Source organism: Acidithrix sp. C25 (assembly GCF_904848545.2).
In genome coordinates this window covers 849474-867190 of record NZ_CAJHCI020000007.1, presented here as the reverse complement: position 1 = coordinate 867190, position 17717 = coordinate 849474, and the positions used below count along the sequence as shown (strand labels likewise).

At 47.5% G+C, this 17717-nt stretch carries 15 protein-coding genes; 9 read left to right on the top strand and 6 right to left on the bottom strand.

Annotated elements, in window-relative coordinates:
* Window positions 1-33 precede the first annotated feature (33 nt).
* Window positions 34-801: an SDR family NAD(P)-dependent oxidoreductase gene (locus tag ACIDITHRIX25_RS85240; protein WP_052605052.1), complete on the bottom strand. Its 768-nt coding sequence runs from the start codon at window positions 799-801 to the stop codon at window positions 34-36.
* 313 nt (window positions 802-1114) lie between these two features.
* Here ACIDITHRIX25_RS85240 and aceE point away from each other — a divergent pair, with 313 nt between their 5' ends.
* The 4 genes from aceE to thiE all read left to right on the top strand — a co-directional run bounded on the left by aceE (window position 1115) and on the right by thiE (window position 6722).
* Window positions 1115-3838 (top strand): pyruvate dehydrogenase (acetyl-transferring), homodimeric type, encoded by a 2724-nt coding sequence (aceE, locus tag ACIDITHRIX25_RS85235; RefSeq protein ID WP_213333489.1) that lies wholly within the window; start codon window positions 1115-1117, stop codon window positions 3836-3838.
* Between the two features lie 582 nt (window positions 3839-4420).
* Entirely contained in the window at window positions 4421-4936 is a 516-nt protein-coding gene (locus ACIDITHRIX25_RS85230; protein WP_082058542.1) for a prepilin-type N-terminal cleavage/methylation domain-containing protein, read from the top strand.
* Between the two features lie 591 nt (window positions 4937-5527).
* Window positions 5528-6109, top strand: a complete 582-nt coding sequence (locus ACIDITHRIX25_RS85225; protein ID WP_201732126.1) for an HhH-GPD-type base excision DNA repair protein — start codon at window positions 5528-5530, stop codon at window positions 6107-6109.
* Entirely contained in the window at window positions 6099-6722 is a 624-nt protein-coding gene (thiE, locus tag ACIDITHRIX25_RS85220) for a thiamine phosphate synthase (protein WP_201732125.1), read from the top strand. Before ACIDITHRIX25_RS85225 ends, thiE begins: the two co-directional genes overlap by 11 nt.
* Before the next feature lie 34 nt (window positions 6723-6756).
* Here the strand turns inward: thiE and ACIDITHRIX25_RS85215 are convergent, their stop codons facing one another.
* The 3 genes from ACIDITHRIX25_RS85215 to ACIDITHRIX25_RS85205 form a co-directional block, all read right to left on the bottom strand.
* A complete protein-coding gene (locus ACIDITHRIX25_RS85215; RefSeq protein WP_201732124.1) occupies window positions 6757-7518 on the bottom strand; it encodes a hypothetical protein in 762 nt (253 codons plus the stop codon).
* A 97-nt stretch (window positions 7519-7615) separates the two neighbouring features.
* On the bottom strand, window positions 7616-7984 hold the full coding sequence (locus ACIDITHRIX25_RS85210; RefSeq protein WP_201732123.1) for a carboxymuconolactone decarboxylase family protein: 369 nt from the start codon (window positions 7982-7984) through the stop codon (window positions 7616-7618).
* A 202-nt stretch (window positions 7985-8186) separates the two neighbouring features.
* Entirely contained in the window at window positions 8187-9302 is a 1116-nt protein-coding gene (locus ACIDITHRIX25_RS85205; RefSeq protein WP_052605059.1) for an acyl-CoA dehydrogenase family protein, read from the bottom strand.
* Window positions 9303-9472: 170 nt separating this feature from the next.
* On the opposite strand from ACIDITHRIX25_RS85205, the gene ACIDITHRIX25_RS85200 reads away from it, so the two are divergent.
* From ACIDITHRIX25_RS85200 to sufU, 5 genes are all read left to right on the top strand, one after another.
* Window positions 9473-10093, top strand: a complete 621-nt coding sequence (locus tag ACIDITHRIX25_RS85200; protein WP_052605060.1) for an MBL fold metallo-hydrolase — start codon at window positions 9473-9475, stop codon at window positions 10091-10093.
* 277 nt (window positions 10094-10370) lie between these two features.
* On the top strand, window positions 10371-10961 hold the full coding sequence (locus tag ACIDITHRIX25_RS85195) for a nitroreductase family protein (RefSeq protein WP_201732122.1): 591 nt from the start codon (window positions 10371-10373) through the stop codon (window positions 10959-10961).
* A gap of 58 nt (window positions 10962-11019) precedes the next feature.
* Window positions 11020-11766: a Fe-S cluster assembly ATPase SufC gene (sufC, locus tag ACIDITHRIX25_RS85190; RefSeq protein WP_052605062.1), complete on the top strand. Its 747-nt coding sequence runs from the start codon at window positions 11020-11022 to the stop codon at window positions 11764-11766.
* 5 nt (window positions 11767-11771) lie between these two features.
* Window positions 11772-13037, top strand: coding sequence for an aminotransferase class V-fold PLP-dependent enzyme (locus ACIDITHRIX25_RS85185; RefSeq protein ID WP_235347671.1), 1266 nt, complete (start codon window positions 11772-11774; stop codon window positions 13035-13037).
* Between the two features lie 100 nt (window positions 13038-13137).
* Window positions 13138-13605, top strand: coding sequence for a Fe-S cluster assembly sulfur transfer protein SufU (gene sufU, locus ACIDITHRIX25_RS85180; RefSeq protein WP_052605063.1), 468 nt, complete (start codon window positions 13138-13140; stop codon window positions 13603-13605).
* Between the two features lie 732 nt (window positions 13606-14337).
* Here sufU and ACIDITHRIX25_RS85175 read toward each other — a convergent pair.
* Window positions 14338-15561, bottom strand: coding sequence for a phosphodiester glycosidase family protein (locus ACIDITHRIX25_RS85175; RefSeq protein ID WP_052605064.1), 1224 nt, complete (start codon window positions 15559-15561; stop codon window positions 14338-14340).
* A 105-nt stretch (window positions 15562-15666) separates the two neighbouring features.
* The gene (locus tag ACIDITHRIX25_RS85170) at window positions 15667-17268 is read right to left on the bottom strand and encodes a sensor histidine kinase (RefSeq protein WP_201732121.1); all 1602 of its coding nucleotides are present in this window, start codon (window positions 17266-17268) and stop codon (window positions 15667-15669) included.
* Between the last annotated feature and the right edge of the window lie 449 nt (window positions 17269-17717).

The window sequence follows — 17717 nt, the reverse complement described above, 5'->3', positions numbered from 1 at the left end:
TTGATAGTCGAATGGCACGACTGCAGTTAAGGCCTATTTGGGTGGCATCCGAAGTGCGCCATCCAAACGAATGACTTCGCCGTTGATGTAGCCATTTCGAACAATCTCCATTACCAAAGATGCAAAGTCTTCTGGCAGACCGAGTCGATGCGGAAAAGGAACTCCAGCGGCCAAAATACCACGAATCTCATCGGGCAGCTGACCAAGTAGTGGTGTATCCATTATTCCTGGGGCAATCGTTACTACTCGAATCCCAGCAGCAGCCAAATCTCGTGCAGCAGGCAGTGTCATACCAACGATTCCACCCTTTGATGCGGAGTAGGCAAGCTGACCGATCTGTCCATCGTAAGCCGCTATCGAAGCAGTATTTACGACAAGACCTCGCTCACCATGTTCCATTGGCTCGGACTTTGAGATCGCCTGAGCACCAAGACGCAACAGGTTGAAGGTTCCTATAAGGTTCACTCGCATGATTCTCTCGAAGGTTTCGAGCTTGTGTGGGGACCCATCTTTACCGATAGTACGCTCAGCAGCACCGATTCCGGCACAGTTTACAGCGAGACGCAATGGTGCCTTCGAGGACGCCAATTCGATAGCGCCCAAAACGTCGGTCGGATCGGAGACATCACCTCCAAAATAGTCGGCTCGATCTCCAAAAGTGCCAGCGAATGCCTTGGCACGCTCTTCATCGCGATCCAAGACGGTACAAAAGGCCCCAGCCTCGATTATTCTTCTAACGGCGGCGGCTCCGAGACCGGATGCTCCCCCGCTGACAATTGCAGATGCTCCAGAAATATCCATGGTATAGAATTTAGAGTCAATTTAACGGCTCGACAGCTAATTCGACCAATTCCGTCCCTCAAAGCTCAATTTAGGGCAAAAATGCTTGTTAATTTCAACCGTCATTGTTCACAATTCAAGGACTCCAAACAACGCCATCTCGATCAAGGACCTCCCTCGATGGAAACTATGGATCGAACCAAGGAGTCTGCGGTGATTGAAAACTACTTTGAACTGGTAATACTACAACTATGTCGCCAAATCGAAGGAGACAATTTATCACCTTTAATGCTCAGATGTGACAGAGAGCAAAAAAAGTGCTTAGATTCAGAGTATGATAATCGATGGCTTTTCACACCAAATACCAGATATCGACCCTCAAGAGACCACGGAGTGGGTTGATTCCTTCAATTCCCTCGTTGACGGGAAGGGAAAATCAAGGGCAAGTTATATCCTTCTGAGACTCCTCGAAGCTGCTCGATCGAGTCAAGTAGGGTTTCCAGCAACCGTTTCAACTCCATACATAAATTCGATACCACCCGAACAACAGCCGTGGTTCCCTGGCGACGAGGAGATGGAACGACAGATACGTCGTTACATTCGATGGAACGCCGCAGTTATGGTGACCAGAGCAAACATGAAATCCGATGGCATCGGGGGTCACTTGGCAACCTATGCAAGCTCGGCCACCTTGTATGAAGTTGGTTTCAACCACTTTTTCAAGGGAAAATCAAATGGTGGGCCTGGTGATCAGGTCTTTTTTCAGGGCCATGCATCGCCAGGAATCTATTCACGCGCATTTGTTGAAGGTCGATTGAGCGAGGCACAACTCGACAATTACAGAATGGAGACGGGTGGAAATGGACTTCCTTCGTATCCGCATCCAAGATGTCTACCTGACTTTTGGGAATTTCCAACAGTCTCAATGGGAATCGGGCCGCTCACGGCAATCAACCAAGCATATTTCAATAGATATCTACAAAATCGCCAGCTCTGTGATACCTCTGAATCTACCGTTTGGGCCTTCGTCGGTGACGGTGAATTTGACGAACCCGAGACCACTGCAGGGCTCTCACTTGCCGGTCGCGAGAAACTTGACAACTTAGTAATGGTCGTCAACTGCAACCTACAACGCCTAGATGGCCCAGTTCGAGGCAATGGAAAGATAATACAAGAGCTCGAAGCCACCTTGCGTGGATCTGGATGGAACGTCATAAAGGTGATCTGGGGAAGTGCATGGGACGAACTGCTAGCCAGAGATATCGACGGTGTTCTGCTCAACAAGATGAATTCAACCTGTGACGGGGAATTTCAAAAACTCGCTACCGAAACTGGTGCATACATACGAGAGCACTTCTTCGGGCCAGATCCTCGACTTAGACGATTGGTTGAGCATTTATCTGACGATGAATTGGTAAAGCTTCCAAGAGGCGGCCACGACTACAAGAAGCTCTATGCGGCCTATAAAGCTGCAACCGAACATAGTGGTGCACCAACGGCTATTTTGGCAAAGACGGTCAAAGGATGGACTCTAGGATCAGGAATAGAGGCACGAAACGCAACTCACCAGATCAAAAAGATGTCAAGGGATCAGTTGCTTGCCCTTCGTGAAACCCTAGATTTAGATCTAGAACTTCCAGATTCTGCTTTTGAAACAAAATTACCACCATACATTCGCCCCAAGCCAGGCAGCGATGTCTATGAATACATGATTCAAAAGAGAAGGAGCTTGGGAGGAAACTCGCCATCTCGCACTGTAAAGGCGTCACCGCTTCCCATGCCAGCGCAGGCATGCTTCAAAGAGTTCTATCAAGGCTCAGGACGGGTCTCGGCGTCCACGACGATGGCATTTGCCAAATTGCTAAAAAATCTTGTTCGAGATCCAAGTATAGGCAACCGAGTGGTTCCGATAATTCCAGATGAAGCTCGAACTTTTGGCCTTGAATCGCTCATCAAAGATGTCAAGATCTACGCGTCGCAGGGACAAAGGTATACCCCTGTGGACGCCGGCCTACTACTCTCCTACGAAGAGGGCGTGGACGGGCAAATCCTCGAGGAGGGAATTACCGAGGCTGGCTCAATGGCAACCTTCCAGGTCGCTGGAACCAGCTATTCCACCTTTGGATGCCCCACAATTCCGTTCTACATGTTCTATTCAATGTTTGGATTTCAACGCACTGGCGATCAGATATGGGCCGCGAGCGATGCTAGGTCGCGCGGCTTTCTAATTGGCGGTACCGCAGGGCGTACCACTCTGATGGGTGAAGGACTTCAGCACAACGACGGTCACTCCCTCTTGCTAGCTTCTACCGTTCCTAGCGTTCGGGCGTATGACCCAGCATTCGCCTACGAGATGGCAATCTTGGTAGAACACGGGATAAATGAGATGTATGGGGTGCCTCAAAAAGATGAGATCTATTACATCACCCTCTACAACGAGAACTACCAGATGCCAGCTATGCCAGAAGGCGTGGACTTCGAGGAGGTAAAAGCCGGGATAATAAATGGGATCTATCTATTTAGACAAGCGCCATCGATCGAGAATGAAAATGGAAACCTTAGGGCAACAATTCTCTTCTCGGGAACTGCTTGGCTAGCTGCTGTAGAAGCTCAGAAGATACTAACAGAGAGATACTCTGTGGCGGCTGACCTATACTCGGTCACCTCGTACAAGAGTCTGCGTGAAGATGCTCTTGAAACCGAGCGTTACAACCGTCTCCACCCCCTCTCCGCCCCTCGTCAATCAACTATCAGTTCCGTTCTCGATGCATCCTCAGGACCCATTCTTGCGGTATCAGATTTCATGAAAGCAGTTCCAGATCAAGTGGGACGATTCCTTGCCAATAGGAACTTTACTCCACTGGGAACAGATGGCTTCGGTAGATCTGATACAAGAGAGAACCTACGCAGATACTTTGAAATAGATGCTCCACAAATCGTAGTGGGAATATTAAATTCCCTCGCGCAGGAGAAGCTGGTCCCAATGACATTGGTGCAAAGTGCTATCGATGAACTTGGAATCGACGCATCCAAAACGGATCCGCTCAGAACCATCTAAATAAGACGACTGATTGTTCATTTATAATCACAAGATACTGCTCTAAGTGGAGATTGACCTCGACTCGGAGCAGTATCTCACTGTGTAATCAATAACTCGCTGATAACGGCAAGATCGATATAAAAGCGCCATCACCTCCTTTTTTCGATCTATCTCTACCTGGTTGCAAAATTAGAACGTCATTCCGAGGACTTCAAAAAGTGACATAGTCCACAAATACCTCAGCTCAAATCTTGGCCGCACTCATAGTCCCACAGGACCAAAATCTACATAATTATTGCCAAGCAGATCTCTTTTTGCCTGTTCATCAAAGTAAAAAAGCTAAATACACACTCACCGTTAGGTCCACGATAACTGGAGGCTCTTCCTATGGAGATAAAGGCGGTTTGGTTATAGTGGCGGCATCTAGTAAAGGAGATCTCAATAATCAAAGTGGCCGAGTATAAGAAGATAATTTTACCAATAATAGATCTTAAAGGAAGTTCTAAGGACTGACGATAGATCTCGCAAGATGAGGAGGATCAATCACCACCTTCAATCTCTTTGAGCAAGGATTATCGAGCAAGGAAGTTCGACAAGAAGATGAAAAGGCGCTTGGCGGCTGCCAGTAGACTTACCGATATTCAAGACGGATTCACCATGGTGGAGCTGATGGTCATAGTCTTGATCATTGGAATCCTAGCAGCTATCGCCATCCCAACCTATCTTGGCGTTTCAGCATCCGCGCAGAATAAACAGGCGGAAGCCACTCTTAGAAATGCATTTTCGGCAGAGAAGATCTACTTCTTCCAACACAACGGCTACAGCTCTATCAACGCCACACAGTTGGCCAAGATTGAACCTTCTCTGAGCTATGTCGACGCCATAGCCCCCAGTAAAGTAAACGAAGTAGACGTCTGGTATGCCACTGGAGGCGTTCCACATGGAACCTACGCGCCCGAGTGCATAACTACCTACTCTCAAACCGGGAATTATTATTCTATCTATGACAACGGCGGCACATCTATGGCGCCTATTCAATACCTAAAATCTACCCAAATGCCCACCACCTGTGGAGGAAGTGGGTGGTCGACCACAACAACAGCTGCTGGCTGGTAGCGAGAGCGTCTTCATTTTCAGAAAAAAGCCACACCTTTGCGCTATCGTTCCGGGAGATTACATGGAATTGAACCATCCTCATCTCCTGAATTGCCCGTATTACCCGTACAATCTCTAGCGCGCACATCATCAATGTCGCCTATTTGAAGTCACGACCCTAAGTACTCAGAAGCACTTAAAAACTGGCCACCCCAACCAAGTGGTTGCACCTTTAGCCAATTTACGACAATCACCTCGAAGAGGCAGAAGGTCTTGGTCGATTATCTAAAATCACCAAAAGAGGCTTCTTTATATCTCCCTTCATCCTAGAAGATCATGGTAATAAAGGATCACACAAGCTACGAAGAAAAGGTAAATCGAACCCAAAAAACCTCCCCGAAATCGATCTCTCATCGACGCACCTGTGGATCAACAGACCTCCATCTCAACCAAGACGAAGGCAATAGCCCCCTTTTGTGGTACCTCCTTTCATGAACCAACCGGAGTTACCTGACTAAAGATTTATGCGAAGAGCAAGTCTTTGTGATCCAGTGAGCAACTAACTTATAAAACAACAACCTAACCAGTCGAGACCTTCTCACAAGGAACCATATGCCTTTTTATATTGCAGCAGAAGAAAATGCCAATTTATTACTGGATCAATCCCCGCTAGCGCTACTCATTGGTATGGTTTTAGATCAACAAATACCAATGGAGCGGGCCTTCTCGGCACCGTACCTCCTTCAAAATCGACTCGGGCAACCTCTCGATGCGCAATATATTGCCACCATGGATCCCGAAAAGCTTCAAGAAATATTTTCAATCAAGCCCGCGCTACATCGGTTCCCATCAGCAATGGCTAAGCGAGTCGCAGAGGTGGCAAGGCTAGTTGCCGTTGATTACAATAACGACGCAGGAGCAATTTGGAATAACGCAACTTCTCCAAGCGACCTCTTCAAACGCATCTGCGACCTCCCTGGCTTTGGGATCGATAAGACCAAGATCTTCATAGCACTCCTAGGCAAACAGGTTGGAATAAAGATAGATGGCTGGCAGGAAGTATGTCAACCATTCGGAGAAGAAGGTACCACTATAAGCGTCGCGGACATTATCGATGATGCGACATTTGCTAGTGTGCGCCAATTCAAGCAAGAGATGAAGCTGGCCAAGAAGGCGAAGACCGATGAAGTTTGACTATTCCGATAGACGGCTATATCTGTGCATTGGGATCTCAGAGCAAGTCCGCGACGTTGTGCGTGCCGCCATCGACGGTGGGGTTGATGTAGTACAGCTGCGCGAAAAAAATGCTGAAGCTCAGCCAATCATTGAGACCGCCTTAGCCTTAAAGGAGATATTAAAGAGGAACGACATTCCATTTTTTATCAACGATCGTGTAGATATTGCCAAGATAGTAGCCTCAGATGGAGTTCACCTAGGTCAAGGTGACATATCCCCTACCCAAGCGCGGACAATCTTAGGGCCTGAAACAGCCATAGGCAGGTCAACCCATTCAGTAGCCGAGTGCCAAAGGTCGCTCGACGAAGAGATAGCATACATCTCAGCTGGCCCCATCGAAAAAACTCCCACAAAACCATTGAGAGATCCCGTTGGAGTGGACTATGCGCAATATGCCATAAAGACATCCCCGCGACCGGTTTTTATCACAGGTGGGATAACACCGGAAAAAATCCACGAGTTAAGTCCTTTGGGTATCTCCCACTTTGTCGTAGTGCGATATATCACTCAAGCAAAAGATGCATTTCTTTCAGCAAAAAAACTAAGGGACGCTATCGACCAATATTGGTAGGAGTCCGGTTTGTCGCTTAGTCCAAAATGGTTAACTACTCATCTATTCGTGCGATCCAACCAACCACAAGGGCCAACAGTCGTGGGTCTGCTCTTAGACTTTCGCCACCGGCTGAGATGAAGTGTAGCTCACCGTGACCTGCCACATCCTCAACCAGCTTGCGTAGGTCGTTGGCGTCTATCGCATTGTCGTCACCACCTTGAATAATCAACCAAGGAATGGTAGATAGGCTCTGCACGCTCAAGCTGGGATCAATCGCATGAAATTCATTCTCCCAGCTTTTGATCATCTCTATTGATCCAGGCACACCAACCCCGAGACTCTCAAGTTGATCGGCCAATTCATAGACGGAAAGGCCATAGGGAGGAACGGTCGGAATAGTGGACACTGTGACGACACCTTGCAGGTCACGGATCTCGGCCGCGGCGGCCAAAACTGGAATCGTAGCCAACTCAAAGCCAACCATAAATACACGATCTACGTGCATTTCATCTCGAAAATATGAAACAGTATTCACGAGGTCCTGGCGCCACGTCAAAGGCGAGAAAGCACCCTGAGAACCACCCACACCGGACAAATTAACTACCGCCACCATACACCCCGATGATGTAACTAGACGTTGCTGAAAGTTATCCAGATAGAAGTCGACCTCGACTCCGGAAACTCGTGGAGCGGTGGGAGCACCATAGGCTAAAATCAGTGCCTTTGGGGGAGGAAGATTGTCCATTTTGGACTTAGAATCCTCTACCACCGATACATTCAGGCGTTTTCCACCCGATGGAATCTCAATAATCACAGAGTCAAGCCTGAATTCATACCCGAAGAAGACGACCGATATCGTCGCATGTTAGAAGTTGAAGTATAACCCCGATGGAAATTCCGCGTATCGTCCATTAACCTTCATCAACCTGGGGAGTGTAAAACTCATTAAAAGCTTGCCAAGCTCGAGGGCCATAAACAGTACCCGGACCCCCTAGCATTAGAATCGTAACTCCAACCATCTCGGCGACCTCTTGAGGGGTCACGCCCTTTCGTGCGGCCCCTCGCGCATGCGAGGAGATACAACCGTCACATTCGCGGGCAATCGCGATAGAGAGAGCGATCAACTCCTTGTATTTAGCTGGCAACTCTCCCTCTGCCATCGCAGCTCGAGAGAGATCAGCGAAGCCCTTCCATACATCTGGTGTAAGTGCCCGCAACTCCTTTGCCGGAAGTGAAAGATCCCTCGAGAGACTCTGATAATGGCCATGGCTTTCATCCATGTAGCACCTCCAACTTTTGACTTAGCAAGATTTATCAATTCCAATATCAAAAAATTTTCATATCAGAAATAACTTCTATGGCAAATCTATCAAAAATCTAAATAGATAAATCATCTGCTAAATACCAAGATCTTGGCGGGCCACACAAAAGGGTCCCGCCAGTAGATCACCATCTCACCGATTAGTCCAAGCAAAAAGCGGACTAAAGACCTATCTTTTGTGCGAGACGTTCACGATGATAGGAAGAATCCCCAAATAGCAACTGGGAAGCCTTTGCGCGCTTGAAATAAAGATGTGCGTCGTGCTCCCATGTGAAGCCAATTCCACCGTGAATCTGGATATTCTCAGCGGCAGCTTTGAAATAGGCATCTGAACAGAATGCCTTCGCCAAGGGAGCTGAAATCTCAAACTCTTCATTTTGCTCACTCGCCGCCCACGCTGCGTAATAGGCTGCCGACTTTGCTGATTCAACCTCGAGAAGTACATCAGCACACTTATGCTTTATCGCCTGGAAACTTCCAATCGGTCGCCCAAATTGGATTCTGGATTTAGCGTAATCCACAGCCATCTCCAAACAACGTGAGGCACCTCCAACCTGCTCGGCCGCCAAAGCGACTCCAGCTAGATCGAGAGTTGTTTCAATTGCTCTAGCAGATGCACCTTGAGTGCCAATCAACCGCGCTGGAGTACCATTGAACTCTATTGTGGCCATCTTTCGGGTTGAATCCAAGGTCACGATGGGAGTTATAGTCATGTTGGGGGCATCGGACTCTACAACAAGCATTGAAATGCCATCGGTGGTGCGAGCCACAACAATTATCTTGTCGGCGATGCTGCCATCAATCACATAACGCTTCTCGCCATTGATAACCCAAGACGAGTCGATAGCTGTAGCCGTCGTCGAGATCCCATCCAGATCCCATCGACCATCCCCTTCGGTGATAGCCAAGGTTACCAAGGTCTCACCAGAGGCAATCGAAGGAAGAAGATCGGCCTTTGCCACCTCATCATCACTTTGGAGAATCGCATTTGCTCCAAGCGCAACACTAGAAAAATAGGGGCCGCAAAAAAGCGCCCTGCCCATCTCCTCGAATACAACAGTCAACTCGAGTGGGCCAAATCCAGCGCCACCAAACTCTTCTGGAATCGCTAAGCTGCAAAGGCCCAGCTGATTATTTAAGATATCCCATACCTCACGGTCATATCCCTCTTGCGTCTCCATCTGCGCTCTGACGCTAGAAGTTGGCGATTTATCTTCCATAAAACGCCTAACCGACTTACGCAACTCTTCCTGTTCTTCAGAAAATGCGAAATTCATCTCATCCCCATTCGTAGGCTTCCTATAAAACCATTTGATGCCAAACCAAAACCCAAATCTAGCCAAAGTTCAATACAAATGTGTGGTAATTGCTAATTGAGACCTAGATTTATAAAAACACTACCACATGGTCCAAAGTATCGACATTGAAAGAGTGCAGGAATAAAGCCATGACACCATCCCTTATCAAGCTCTATCAGGACTCCGCCTTTAACTTATACAAATGCGTAGTAGGTCCACTTGACAACAACGTCTACATTCTGCAATGCCGCGACAGTGGCGAATCAGTCCTTATTGATGCAGCAAATGAAGATGACTACCTTCAACAGCTTTGCGAAACCTATAACGTTCGAAATGTTCTAGAGACCCATGGCCACGATGACCATATCGCAGCGGTGCCAGCGCTTAGAGATGCGGGGTATAACGTTGCCATCTCCGCCCAGGATTCATCCATGCTCAAATCTTACGACCAAATATTAATTGATGAAGCTATCATCACCATCGGAAGACTCAAGGTAGAGGTTATTCACACTCCAGGCCACACTCCAGGCTCCTTAAGCTTTCACCTTCAAGATAGCCCACTACTTTTCTCTGGAGATACATTATTTCCAGGAGGACCCGGCGCTACACACTTTCCTGGAGGTAACTTCCAAGAGATAATCAATTCAATCGAACGAAAGCTATTCGCAAGATTTGACGGAACAACGATAGTATTACCCGGTCACGGTGAAAATACCACCATCGCAAATGAAGCTCCAAATCTCAACGAATGGATCTCAAGAGGCTACTGACCCAAACCGCCAATGACCCTATCAATTCATGCACAGTCTGACAAAGCGAACAAAAGGTTACGGGTCGTTTACGAAAAGGTTAATTTCGCCAATGAAATTTCGATAGTCGCATTCACATAAAGTCGCAAAAGAATAACAGTAATAAAATTGTAGGTAACAATTAAAATTCGCTCGAAAATCTTAAGATAAGGCGTATATCCTAACTAACTCATAGAAACAACCCTGATTTTCGAATTAGCCCTTAATTACGCACCGATTTCTACTAAAGAAGGAAACATTGAAGACCGGTAATAACGCTACAATAGCAACAATATTCAATCGACGATCGAGTGGCAAACTCAACCCACCGGGACCAAGCGAAGCAGAATTGATTACAATACTTCGAGCCGGAGCTGCAGCACCAGATCACAAATTGACCAGACCCTTTTGGTTTATCGTCTTTGAAGGTGACGCACGCCTTGAATTCGGAGAAGTCTTAGCCGAATCTATGACTCGTCGCAGTTTAGCCTTAGGCATCGAACCAACTCAAGGTCAAATCACAAAAGAAAAGACAAAATTCCTAAGAGCACCCCTAGTCATTGCGGTCGCTGCCAAAAAACACCCAGAGATAGTCCTACCCGATGAAGAGTTAATTTGCGCCGGTGCCGCAGCCGCACAAAATATGCTACTAGCAGCAACTTCTTTCGGCTACGGTTCGATGTGGCGCAGCGGCGATGTCCTCTTTGATCCATTCATAAAAGAGGCGCTCGGATTAGCAAAAACAGATTATCTTATAGGTTTCCTCTATTTTGGATCCTACAAAGACGGTATCACCCCAGAGCCAAACGATCCGGAACTAAGCGATATCGTATCGAAGTGGGAGTCATAGGTATTATTACTATCTAGATAGGGAAAATATCTACCAACAGCCACTATTATTTAAAAACATGGCTTTCCCTCTCTTCGAACTTCGCGATCTACACGTCAGCACTGACGATGACAAAGAAATCCTCAAAGGCGTGAACCTCACGATACCCATCGGTGAGGTTCACGCGCTCATGGGACCAAATGGCTCAGGAAAGACCACTTTGGCCTCAGCCCTTCTGGGTCACCGAGGGTATCGCATAACCTCGGGGTCGATCTTGTTCCACGGTGAAGATATCACCGAATGGAGTACTGACGCCCGAGGAAAAGCCGGGATCTTCCTAGCATTTCAATATCCTGAAGCCATTAGCGGCGTCTCGGTAGTGCAGTTCCTACGCCAGGCCATGAGTGCTCGTAGAGGGGTAGATGTATCGGCCCTTGAAGTACGCTTTGAAATGCTAGATTGGATGGATCGCCTTGGAATGGACCCGTCCTTCGCTGAACGTTATCTAAACGAAGGATTTTCAGGCGGCGAAAAAAAGCGCAATGAAGTCCTCCAGCTTGCCCTTTTGAATCCCGATTTCGCAATATTAGATGAAACCGACTCGGGCCTCGATATCGACGCACTTAGAGTCGTATCTAGAGGTATCAATGAAGTGCGCTCAATCAATCCGAATCTGGGAGCCTTATTAGTAACGCACTACCAGCGTTTTCTCGACGAGGTACATCCAGATAAAATTCACATCCTTATCGATGGAAAGATAATCGCTAGTGGTGGCATGGAGATCGTAGAAACCCTAGAAATAAGCGGCTACGAAGGATGGAGATAACACAAATGGGGACTCTACCGGAGATGCCGAATTTAAATGAATTGAGTTTCGATCCAAAGGTAATCAAAAAAGATTTCCCCATATTTTCCCAAAACCGAGATAAGCCGCTTGTCTTTTTAGATTCCGGAGCATCTTCACAAAGACCCACGTCAGTACTAGACGCCATGGACGACTACTACCGCACCACACACGCCAACGTCCATCGGGGAGTTTACGCTCTAGCTGAAGAGGCGACAAACCGCTATGAAGCCGCCCGCCTAAAAATCGGTAACTTTATAGGTGCGCCCAATCCATCCAAAGAGATTGTCTTCTCAAAGAACTCAACCGAATCACTAAATCTAATTGCCAATTCGCTTGGTCACGGTTACTTGCACGCAGGTGACAAGGTCGTCCTAACCAAAATGGAACACCACGCTAATCACGTTCCCTGGATCATGCTTGCATCTTATCTTGGTATAAAACTAGAATTCATCGACCACGATGAACAAGGTCGCCTTATCCTAGATAACTTAGATCAAACATTAGATGGCGCCAAAGTCGTATCGCTCACTCTCGCCTCAAACGTGCTAGGAACGATTACTCCTTTTAGTCAGATAGCTCAAGTCGCTCACAGTTATGGTGCAATTGTCGTTGGGGATGCCTCTCAATATGTGCCACATATGCCCTTAAACGTAAAAGAGCTTGGTGCTGACTTGGTAGCATTCACTGGTCATAAGATGCTCGGACCAACAGGTGTTGGCGTGCTATGGGGAAATCTCAAAACCCTTGAATCGATGCCGCCCTTCTTAGGAGGTGGCGACATGATCGCCGATGTACGCCTTGAAAGCTATACCCCTAATGAACTTCCATATAAATTTGAAGCGGGGACACCACCAATCGCTGAAGTCATTGGCTTAGGAGCAGCCGTTGACTACTTGAATAATCTTGGTATGCAAAATATCGCTAATCACGATCGAGCAATAATGAAGATTGCTCTCGAAAAAATCAATGATCGCTTTGGAGACACCATCAAGATTTATGGTCCAAAAGACTACAAGGAGCGCTCCGGCTGCATCTCGTTTAGCTTTGAAAACGTGCACCCCCACGACATATCACAAATACTCGACCTCCATGGCGTGTGCGTACGAGCTGGCCACCATTGTGCAAAGCCATTGATGCGTGAATTGGGTGTAGCAGCAACGGCTCGAGCCTCATTTCATATCTACAACGACGAAGATGACGTCGACGCACTGGTAGAGGCGCTTGCCGAAGCACAGCGCTACTTTAGCTAATCATAAAAGCCACCCGCCAAAGGCAATCACCCAAAAGGGGCCATTGCAATACGACGATTAGACTCTTAATCGATAAATTTTGAATGAAGGTACGAAGGAAATGCAGGGATTAGAGGATCTATACAGGGAGATCATCCTTGACCACTACAAGAACCCAAGAAATTCAGGAACATTGGAATCGCCACCGGCACTGAAGAATGAGGGTTACAATCCGCTATGTGGTGATGAAGTTACCATCTATGTAAATTGGGATGGTGACAAGATAGCCGATATAAAAATGGCTGGACAGGGTTGTTCGATCTCTCGCTCCTCAGCCTCGCTTATGACAATCTCCGTAAAAGGCAAATCCTTAGAGGAGGCCCGGGGAGTAATTAAGACCTTTAAATCTCTACTATCTCTTGCAGATGATCATGAAACAGTAGAGATTCAAACCAACGAAGACCTAAGGGCTCTAGGCGAACTAGCCGCGCTTCAGGGTGTGGTGAAATTCCCAGTTCGCATCAAATGTGCGACCCTCGCTTGGAACACATTTTCTCAAATTCTAGATGAGATAGATGCGACCATTTAACCCTAGGCGGCTTAGTCATTCCTAAATAAGGTCTATGGCCACCGAATACACCCAACCAACTGAAATACCTAAATTCATTGGAAAAACTAAAAATAAATGCTAATCAAAGGTGGCTAAGGACTAAGATAACTTTGCTCTTGTCTCCGATAAGTTTGGCTATTTCGAGACAGCTGTGTCCTTGGGCTCCTAATTTCTAATCAATTCATTGATGGCCTAACCTTTGGCATTTGATGACTCCCGGGTGGTTTTGAACGTTCCAATATAAGGCTTACTGGGGTGGTCAATTTAATGTTACTGGCAACAGATACACCCCAATTGGCCCGGAAATAAAAGTCCGAGTCGGCACATCTCCAATCCGTCAAACGTTGGTCGCTAGATCAACGTAAGGCATACACCCCAGGTTCACGGTCGCAAGGCCAGAGCCCAAAGTAGCACCCCGAACCGGGCCCTGTCTGATTTATCTCAGACCAGCGCAAGCCAATAACTAGCAACCTCACCTACCAGTATCAATTCCTCGATACCCGACCAGATGTTCGTGGTGGCGTGATGGACGGCATGTGAGGCAACCTCAACCAAACGATAGGGGCCAGAAGCCACGTCCGTAAAGGCAGGGAGGGTTCGAAGCCGTGACTAGAACCCAGATAGTTCACGAGTAAAACCACGCTAAAGCCGAAAGGCTGGAGCTAAAATAGCTACATTGCAACCAACGTAGCTATCTCGCTCGGTATAATTTCAACCAGCTGGCACGCTTGAGGTTGTAGATGACGATGTCTGAGGAATTACATGCCCATTTGCATCCGTAGGCCGAGCAAAGGCGGCAATAAAGTCTCGAGCGGTACCTTCAAAGTAGCGAGCAGGCGGCCGCAGCATATTGTAGACCAGACGGGATCCATTACTAGGTAACGCTAGACCGTTATTTGTCGATGGATTGAAATAGAAGAAGTTGGTCCAAGTGGAGTTGATATCCATCTCCATAGCGCGAACGGCCCCTGCCCTAATGAGAATGTTCGCCAAGTTGGCAGTACTAAGACCCGCTCCTGCTGCATAGATTATCGCTCCGTTAGCCGTCACACCGACTCCAGACCGCCAAACCAAAACAGCATTCCCAACAGTTGCCCCCCAAATGAGAAAGTTATTGGAGTAGACCGCAGGATTAACTTTCCCATTATCGACAATCAATGATAGATTCTGTCGCACAGACGCCACATCTGAAGTTAGCGTCTGATCTCTACCCCACTGCACGACATTGGCAGTACCATTTTTATAGATTACAAAAGACGCTGCGCCATTTACTAACGGATAGACCTGACGACCCTCAGAATACCAGCCGCCCTTGGCATCCTGCATTCTAAAGCCCGCGTTGAAGGCAGCGACCAAGCTTTGCTCTTCTGTCGTGGAAAATGGGGCCATGTAGGTCCATGGTCCATGACCTGGCTCTGCCGCCCCTGCAAAAAGGGTAAACGAGAGCAAATTCGGATCCATCCATGCCACTCCAGCCACTAGGGATGTATAGACCGTAGAAGGACGAATGGTCGTGGTGTAAAGACCAGCCACCCCGCCGATCAATCTACCCTGAGGCTGCCAAACGCCTTCTCCAGCTATAGACGGAGATACGAATGGAACCAAAGATTTAGGTGGGGGCAGATGGGCAGGACCCTTAGCTATAGTTGTAGTCGTAGACTTCGTCACCTTGGCAATCGCCCCGGCTGGTGGTTTGCCACCTACTGGTGGCTTGTTGTGGCTATACCAGAAGTTCTCTGCATAGCGAACAATCGAAGCTCCACCGTGACCACGAATCCACTCAACTGTCTTTACCCCCAAGCTACTACTACCAGGGGCAGTAAGGGCTGTTCCATAAGACCACGCTACGGTGGATATGAGAATTGCCCCAACTAAGACTATTGAAATTCTAAAATATCTTGGTCGAAAACGTCTACGGCTATAGGTTCTTTGCATTATTCCACTTCTCGCTAATTTCTATTAGCTGAAAATCTTCATACCGACTGTAGCTGATTCAATAAAAGCCACAGGGCAAAAACTACCTACTACAACATAAATGGTCTACGTATGAATTTGCTGAATTGACTCAACATCAAGGTCAGCAAAGTCTGGATCTATAGGAAGATGCAGTATAAACTCCGCTCCCCCTAATTCAGCAGGTTCAGCCGATACTTCAATTGTACCCTGATGAAGTTCAACCAACGCAGCGACGATCGACAGACCTAGCCCTGACCCGCCACTAATTCGCGCGCGATCTTCATCAACCCTGTGAAACCTCTCGAAGACTTTCTCTCTCATCTCAGGTGCTATGCCCGGCCCATCGTCTCCGATGCGTAACTCAACGCTAGCCTCTCCATGGTAATCAATAGTTCTTAGACCAATCGAAATCGTAGATCTCGAATGGCGAGCAGCGTTTTCGAGTAAATTCCGGATGACACGTATTATTTGATCCCTATCTGCCCTAACTCGCGCCGCGCTCACCCTAGTGGCATCCACGATCTTCTGATTGTGGATTCGAACCCGTCGCGCCTCTGCGGAGATAATCTCATCTAGATCTACCGACTCTAGGGATGGTCGAATCACCTTTTCGTCGAGCTTGGCCAAGGTCAACAAATCTGCCACAATCCGCTGCATTCTCTGAGCTTCATCCAGCGCTGCATTCAAGGACTGAGGTATATCGGTGGCTTCTGGATGCAAAAGCGCCACCTCAAGTTCGGCCCGAATCGACGATATGGGACTTCTCAGCTCATGAGATGCGTCAGAGACGAACTGACGTTGACGCTCAGTCGAGACCTCAATTCGATCGAGCATTGCATTCATCGTAAAAGCAAGGGCCGCTATCTCATCTTTTGTTTGTGGAACAAAGACTCGCCGATGCAGATTGGAACCGGAGATATCGCTAACTTCACTTCTGATCTTCTCAACCGGAGAAAGAGCTAGTCCTGTAACAAACCAAACGATCAATCCAACCAGTATCACCAAAAGTGGAAAGACAACAAAGAGCGACGTCTCAATAGCATTAATTGACTGTTCTCGCGAGGCTAACGAAGCCCAGACAAAGACATAGACCTTAGCGCTAGCAAGCTTTTGATTCCCAGCGGCAGGACCTATCTCCTTTTTTGTAGTAAGAACTGGAGTCTCCGATCGCTCTGGAAGTCCTATATCCGGAGTAGCTCCCGATGAGAACTTCACAATACTGAGTCCCTCGCTTGAAACCGGAACTGCAGCACCTACTATAACTCCGTTTGAATCACGAACAAAACGGCGATGAAGATTCGAAGATGGAGGCGTATAGGTCAAGTTGACGGCACCTTGAGCCGGCGGAATCTTAGTGATTGGACCCAATCCGCTAAAATTTCCAGTTGATGCTACTACGCGTCCCTGGGAATCAATGATTTGAACTCCCAAATCTCCCCGAGGAGCCGGCAATGGATTAAGAATATCCCTGCTGTGGAGCATAATAGATACAGTACCGAGCTCCGTGCGAGCTAAGTTCATTGCCGCCTGATCGAAGGCATCTAACGTATTACGAAGTAATACAACTCCAGCCAAAAAAAGGGCCAGAGAGACTACTAGAACTGCCGCAAACGTTGTCCGTGCACGTACGGACCTATAAAAGGATCGAGTCTTAGCCTTAACTTCGTTTTGTATCTTTCGATCCATTGCCAGCTTGACACCACTTTTTCACACACGTCTAGATGACTTTTCAAAACAAATCAACCTAGAGCCACCGAGCTACGACCTCCCCAAAAAAGAGATGGATCCCAGCTACGGAATCAACCAACTCTAAACCAAAAAAACACATTGGCACGTAAGATCTAAAACAAAAAATATAGTCAACATCCAGAAAGCGCCAACACGCTCAGAAAGTCAGACCTGCACCAAAGACAAAGCTCCAGGTCTCTAAATCAAGCCACAGCGCAAACCGTATCCGCGGTAAAAAAGCGTTGACTAAAAGCTCCAGCGACGATAAGCAACAGAATCCATACAGATGCTAACGGATGAAGATCGGCTGAACTTTAGGTGAGATGACGCCTGAGACCTGTCCTGGATATAACGCCCAGGGATCATTGGGCTACTTTTAAGCGCAAACCTCCCTGAATGTAAACTGT